The 5,199-nt window shown below is 43.8% G+C and carries 6 protein-coding genes; 5 read left to right on the top strand and 1 reads right to left on the bottom strand.

The features are described from left to right. Positions 1–142 precede the first annotated feature (142 nt). The 5 genes from H5072_RS11265 to H5072_RS11245 are packed head-to-tail and all read left to right on the top strand — an operon-like array spanning position 143 to position 4,943. Positions 143–1,300: an acyl-CoA dehydrogenase family protein gene (locus tag H5072_RS11265; RefSeq protein ID WP_002961869.1), complete on the top strand. Its 1,158-nt coding sequence runs from the start codon at positions 143–145 to the stop codon at positions 1,298–1,300. Between the two features lie 10 nt (positions 1,301–1,310). Then, entirely contained in the window at positions 1,311–2,102 is a 792-nt protein-coding gene (locus H5072_RS11260; protein ID WP_182693566.1) for an enoyl-CoA hydratase, read from the top strand. After that, positions 2,102–3,253: an enoyl-CoA hydratase/isomerase family protein gene (locus tag H5072_RS11255; RefSeq protein WP_182693565.1), complete on the top strand. Its 1,152-nt coding sequence runs from the start codon at positions 2,102–2,104 to the stop codon at positions 3,251–3,253. Before H5072_RS11260 ends, H5072_RS11255 begins: the two co-directional genes overlap by 1 nt. Before the next feature lie 10 nt (positions 3,254–3,263). Further along, complete coding sequence (gene mmsB / locus H5072_RS11250; RefSeq protein ID WP_182693564.1) at positions 3,264–4,163, top strand: 3-hydroxyisobutyrate dehydrogenase; 900 nt, start codon at positions 3,264–3,266, stop codon at positions 4,161–4,163. Between the two features lie 9 nt (positions 4,164–4,172). After that, positions 4,173–4,943 (top strand): SDR family oxidoreductase, encoded by a 771-nt coding sequence (locus tag H5072_RS11245; RefSeq protein ID WP_149592399.1) that lies wholly within the window; start codon positions 4,173–4,175, stop codon positions 4,941–4,943. A gap of 74 nt (positions 4,944–5,017) precedes the next feature. Here H5072_RS11245 and H5072_RS11240 read toward each other — a convergent pair. Further along, the coding region (locus tag H5072_RS11240; protein WP_182693563.1) for a tyrosine-type recombinase/integrase at positions 5,018–5,199 on the bottom strand (182 nt) is incomplete at its 5' end.

The following is a 5,199-nucleotide window of genomic DNA, read 5'->3' as shown; positions in this document are numbered from 1 at the left end:
AATAAAAGAATAATTAATAAAAAAGATGGACGCGAAGGCTACTTCACACACAACACACACATAAGCCTTCGCCGCTCGTCACAAACTATCCCTGTAACGGGAAACACTAACAACACAACTAACACAATTAAAGAGGTCTACCATGGACTTTAACTTATCTGAAGATCAACAAGCCTTTGCTCAAACAGCACGCCAATTTGCCGAGTCAGAACTTGCGCCCCATGCAGCAAAATGGGATCGCGAACATATCTTTCCTAAAGACACGATTAAAGCAGCGGGCGAGCTTGGTTTTTGTGGTTTATACACGCCAGAGGAAGCAGGCGGCCTTGGTTTATCACGTTTAGATTCGAGCATTATTTTTGAACAACTTGCTATGGGCTGTACCGCAACAACGGCCATGTTGACCATTCATAATATGGCCACCTGGATGGTAGCAAGTTTTGGTACCGATGCCGTTAAAGACAAATACGTAGAGCAATTAGTAATGGGCGAGTTACTTGCCTCTTATTGTTTAACTGAGCCAGGGTCGGGCTCAGACGCCGCATCACTTAAAACCAAAGCCGTGCTTGAGGGCGATGAGTACGTTATTAACGGCTCAAAAATGTTTATATCGGGCGCTGGCGAAACTGAAGTGCTAGTTGTAATGGCACGTACAGGCGGCGAAGGCGCTGCGGGTATTTCGGCATTTGTAGTGCCTGCCGACGCAAAAGGCGTTGAATACGGCAAAGCTGAAGAAAAAATGGGTTGGAACGCACAACCAACACGGCTAATTAGCTTTGAAGATGTACGTATTCCTGCGCATAACTTGTTAGGCGCAGAAGGCGAAGGCTTTAAATTTGCGATGCAAGGCCTTGATGGCGGCCGAATTAACATTGCCACATGTTCAATTGGTACAGCGCAAGCGGCGCTTAATACAGCCCGTGAATATTTAAAAGAACGTACACAATTTGGTAAACCATTGGCTGCGTTTCAAGCATTGCAATTTAAAATTGCCGATATGAACACCGAACTTGTAGCTGCGCGCCAAATGGTAAGGCTTGCTGCATTTAAACTTGATAATAACGACGTTGAAAAAACCACTTACTGCGCCATGGCTAAACGTTTTGCTACCGATGTTGGCTTTACTGTGTGTAACGACGCACTGCAAATTCATGGTGGTTACGGTTATATAAAAGAATACCCGCTTGAGCGCCATGTACGTGATGTACGCGTTCATCAAATTTTAGAGGGCACTAACGAAATTATGCGTGTGATTATAGCGCGCCGTATTTTGGCTGAGTCTGCAAGCGACGTTTTATAAGGAGCAATGTATGTCAGAATCTAAATCTAATCCGAGTATTGAACTTACAACCGAAGGTCATGTTGCTATTTTAACTATGTCTAACCCGCCAGCAAACACCTGGACAAAAGACACCCTAGTTGATTTAAAAAATACCGTTAACGCGCTTAATAATAATAAAAATATTTATGCATTAGTACTGACTGGTGAAGGCGAGAAGTTTTTTAGCGCGGGTGCCGACCTAAACGTATTTGCTGGTGGCGATAAAGGCGTAGCTGCTGATATGTCGCGTGTATTTGGTGAAGCATTTGAAGCGCTTACTAATTTTAGAGGCGTGTCGGTTGCTGCCATAAACGGCTATGCAATGGGCGGCGGGCTAGAAGTGGCGCTTGCGTGCGATATACGTATAGCTGAAGAGCAAGCACAAATGGCGCTCCCTGAAGCTAAAGTTGGCTTATTACCCTGTGCGGGTGGTACACAAAATTTAGCATGGCTAGTAGGCGAAGGCTGGGCAAAGCGCATGATTTTATGCGGCGAGCGCTTAAAAGCTGATAAAGCCCTACAAATTGGCTTAGTAGAAGAAGTAGTACCACAAGGTGAAAGCTTTGCGGCAGCACTAAAACTTGCCAACCAAGTGGCCGATCAAAGCCCTACCTCAGTTGCTGCGTGTAAAACATTGATTCAAAAGGGGCGTCATCAACCAATGGCAAGTGTATTGCCTCTTGAGCGCGAGTTATTTGTTGGTTTATTTGATACCGAAGATCAACAAGAGGGCGTAAATGCCTTTTTAGAAAAACGCCACGCTAACTGGGTAAATGGCTAATGAGTGCTTTAACATTATTAAATAGCGCCGATGAGCCCGTGGTATTTGAAACCGCAACCGCAGAAAACGGCAGTTTAATTGGGCTTATTACACTCAATGCGCCAAAAGCCTTAAATGCACTTAATTTTGAGATGATCAAATTACTTGAGCCGCAATTGCGAGCTTGGCAAGACGATGATGCTATTGCAATGGTGTTGTTAAAAGGCGCAGGCGATAAAGCATTTTGTGCAGGCGGCGATGTTGTAAGCCTTCATCATGCAATGGCGCAAGGTAAACCAACAAGCTTAGTTGAGGAGTTTTTTACGCTTGAGTACAAGCTTGATTACCTTATTCATACCTTTGATAAACCAATCCTTGTTTGGGGTAACGGTATAGTGATGGGCGGCGGTTTAGGGCTAATGGCCGGTGCTAGCCATCGCGTCGTAACCGAAACATCTCGCATTGCCATGCCAGAGCAAACCATAGGTTTATACCCAGATGTAGGCGGCAGTTACTTTTTACATAAAATGCCACAAAACGTGGGGCTATTTTTAGGGTTAACGTCGGCATCAATTAACTGCGACGACGCGCGTTTTGTATCACTTGCCGATCACTTTATCGACAGCACTAAATATGATTCCATGCTTACGCAAATTTTAACTGCAAAGTGGGGCAAAACCGCAAGTTTAAATCATGAGCGTTTAACTAAGTTATTAACCGATTTAGACAACCAATCTGCGCGTATGCCAAAAGGCAATATAAAAGCTAATTTAAAAACGATTCAAAAGCTGGGTGAATTTACAACCTTGCAGGAGCAAGTTGATTATATTTTAGGGCTAACCACAGATGACAAGTGGTTACAACGCGCTCAAAAATCACTTAAACACGGATGCCCATTAAGTTGTGCACTCGTTAGTGAGCAATTAAAAGCCAGCAAAGGCAAAAGCTTATTAGCGTGTTTTAAAATGGAGCTAAGTATGTCGGTTCGCGCTGGCGAAGTAGGTGAATTTCAAGAAGGTGTAAGGGCGTTATTAATAGATAAAGACGGCGCGCCTAATTGGCAGTACAAAACACTAAGTGATGTACCACAAACAATAATCGACAGTTTTTTTGCTAACCGCTTTGGCGAAAAACACCCTCTCAATGGCTTAGACACGCCATCACACAAATAAAGGAAAGACGATGACTAAACTAAATATTGGTTTTATCGGCTTAGGTAATATGGGCGGCCCAATGGCGGCTAACTTAATTAAAGCAGGCCATATTGTTAGCGTGTTTGATTTAAACCAGTCGGTCGTAAATGAGCTTGCAAGCAAAGGCGCAAAAGCCGCAGTTGATGCAAAGCAGTGCGCAACCAATGCTGACGTACTTATTAGTATGTTACCTGCAGGCAAACATGTTAAATCGCTGTATTTGGGTAATAACGACGACAGCGGTTTAATTAACGTGCTGAGCAACAATACATTAGTAATTGATTGCTCAACAATAGATGCAGAATCAGCACGTATTGTAGGCAGTAAACTTGGCGAGCAGGGCATAAGCTTCGTGGATGCACCGGTATCGGGCGGCGTTGCAGGCGCAACTGCTGGCACTCTTACCTTTATTGTAGGTGGCGAAAAAGCAGCGTTCGATAAAGCAAATACAGTGCTGAGTGATATGGGTAAAAACATATTTCATGCAGGCGATATTGGAGCAGGGCAAGTAGCAAAAATATGTAATAACATGCTACTTAGCATTTTAATGGCAGGTACCAGCGAAGCACTGCAAATGGGTATTAACAACGGCCTCGATCCTAAAGTACTTAGCGACATTATGACTGCAAGCTCTGGCCGTAACTGGACGCTTGAGCTTTACAATCCTTGCCCAGGTGTAATGGATACCGCACCGGCTAGTAACGATTACAAACCAGGCTTTATGGTTGATTTAATGGCTAAAGACCTAGGACTTGCCATGGAAGCCGCGCAGCAAAGTAATTCATCAACCCCAATGGGTTCAATGGCTAAAAATTTATACACTATGCTACAGCACCAAGGTGCGGGTAGTGATGACTTTAGTGCCATTTTTAAACTGTTTTCTAAGTAGGAGCAACGCGTGGAAATTAAAAATAACACGGTAGTAATAACCGGTGGCGCACAAGGTTTAGGCTTTGCAATGGCGCAAAAGTTTGCACTTATGGGTGCCAACATTGCTTTAATAGATATGGCGCAAGACTTATTAAACAACGCATGCGAGCAATTAACGCAGCTTGAAGGTGTAACTAGCAATATTAAAGGTTATGCCGCAAACGTAACAAATGAGAGCGAAGTAGAAAACGTATTTAATACCATCAACAGCGATTTTGGCCACATTGGTGTGCTAATAAACAACGCCGGTATTTTACGCGACGGTATGTTTATAAAGGCTAAAGACGGCAAAGTCGTTAAAAAAATGTCTCTTGAGCAATTTCAATCAGTGATTGATGTAAACCTAACAGGTGTGTTTTTAGCCGGGCGGGAAGCTGCAAGCCACATGATTGAATCTGGTAAAGGCGGCGTTATAGTTAATATGTCGAGCGTAGCGCGCGCAGGTAACATAGGCCAAACAAACTACGCGGCATCAAAAGCAGGCGTAGTGGCACTTACCACCACATGGGCTAAAGAACTTGGTCGATTTGGTATACGTGTAGGCGCTATTGCACCAGGTGTAATAAGTACCGCCATGACCGACGCCATGAAGCCAGAAGCCAAACAACGTATGCTCGCGGTAACGCCAGTAGGGCGCTTAGGGGAAAGCGACGAAATTGCGCATACTGCACAATACATAATCGAAAACGACTTTTTTACCGGTCGCGTGGTAGAAATAGACGGCGGCATTCGTTTGTAAACCGAGGTTGATTAAGGTTGATTAAAAAAGCATGGCTGTTTTGGGCTGTGCTTTTTTGTTTTAAATCGGGGAGTTTATAATCTGGAAAAAGGGCTAATAACCCCGTTTGCACCTTGCTGCAATACATGAGTATAAATTTGTGTGGTTTTAACATCAGAATGGCCAAGCTGAGCTTGAACAGTTCTTATATCGGCGCCACTTTGCAGTAGATGAGTAGCAAAAGAGTGTCTCAATGTATGAGGTGTTATTATTTTTG

Origin of the sequence: Pseudoalteromonas sp. SR45-5 (genome assembly GCF_014163565.1) — a bacterium.
Classification (GTDB): Bacteria; Pseudomonadota; Gammaproteobacteria; order Enterobacterales; family Alteromonadaceae; genus Pseudoalteromonas; species Pseudoalteromonas distincta.
This window is presented reverse-complemented; position numbering and strand designations above follow the sequence as displayed.

Excerpts from the sequence above, each read along its gene's own strand:
- H5072_RS11255 (WP_182693565.1), top strand. The coding sequence starts at position 2,102 with ATGAGTGCTTTAACATTATTAAATAGCGCCGATGAGCCCGTGGTATTT.
- mmsB (WP_182693564.1), top strand. The coding sequence starts at position 3,264 with ATGACTAAACTAAATATTGGTTTTATCGGCTTAGGTAATATGGGCGGC.
- H5072_RS11265 (WP_002961869.1), top strand. The coding sequence starts at position 143 with ATGGACTTTAACTTATCTGAAGATCAACAAGCCTTTGCTCAAACAGCA.
- H5072_RS11260 (WP_182693566.1), top strand. The coding sequence starts at position 1,311 with ATGTCAGAATCTAAATCTAATCCGAGTATTGAACTTACAACCGAAGGT.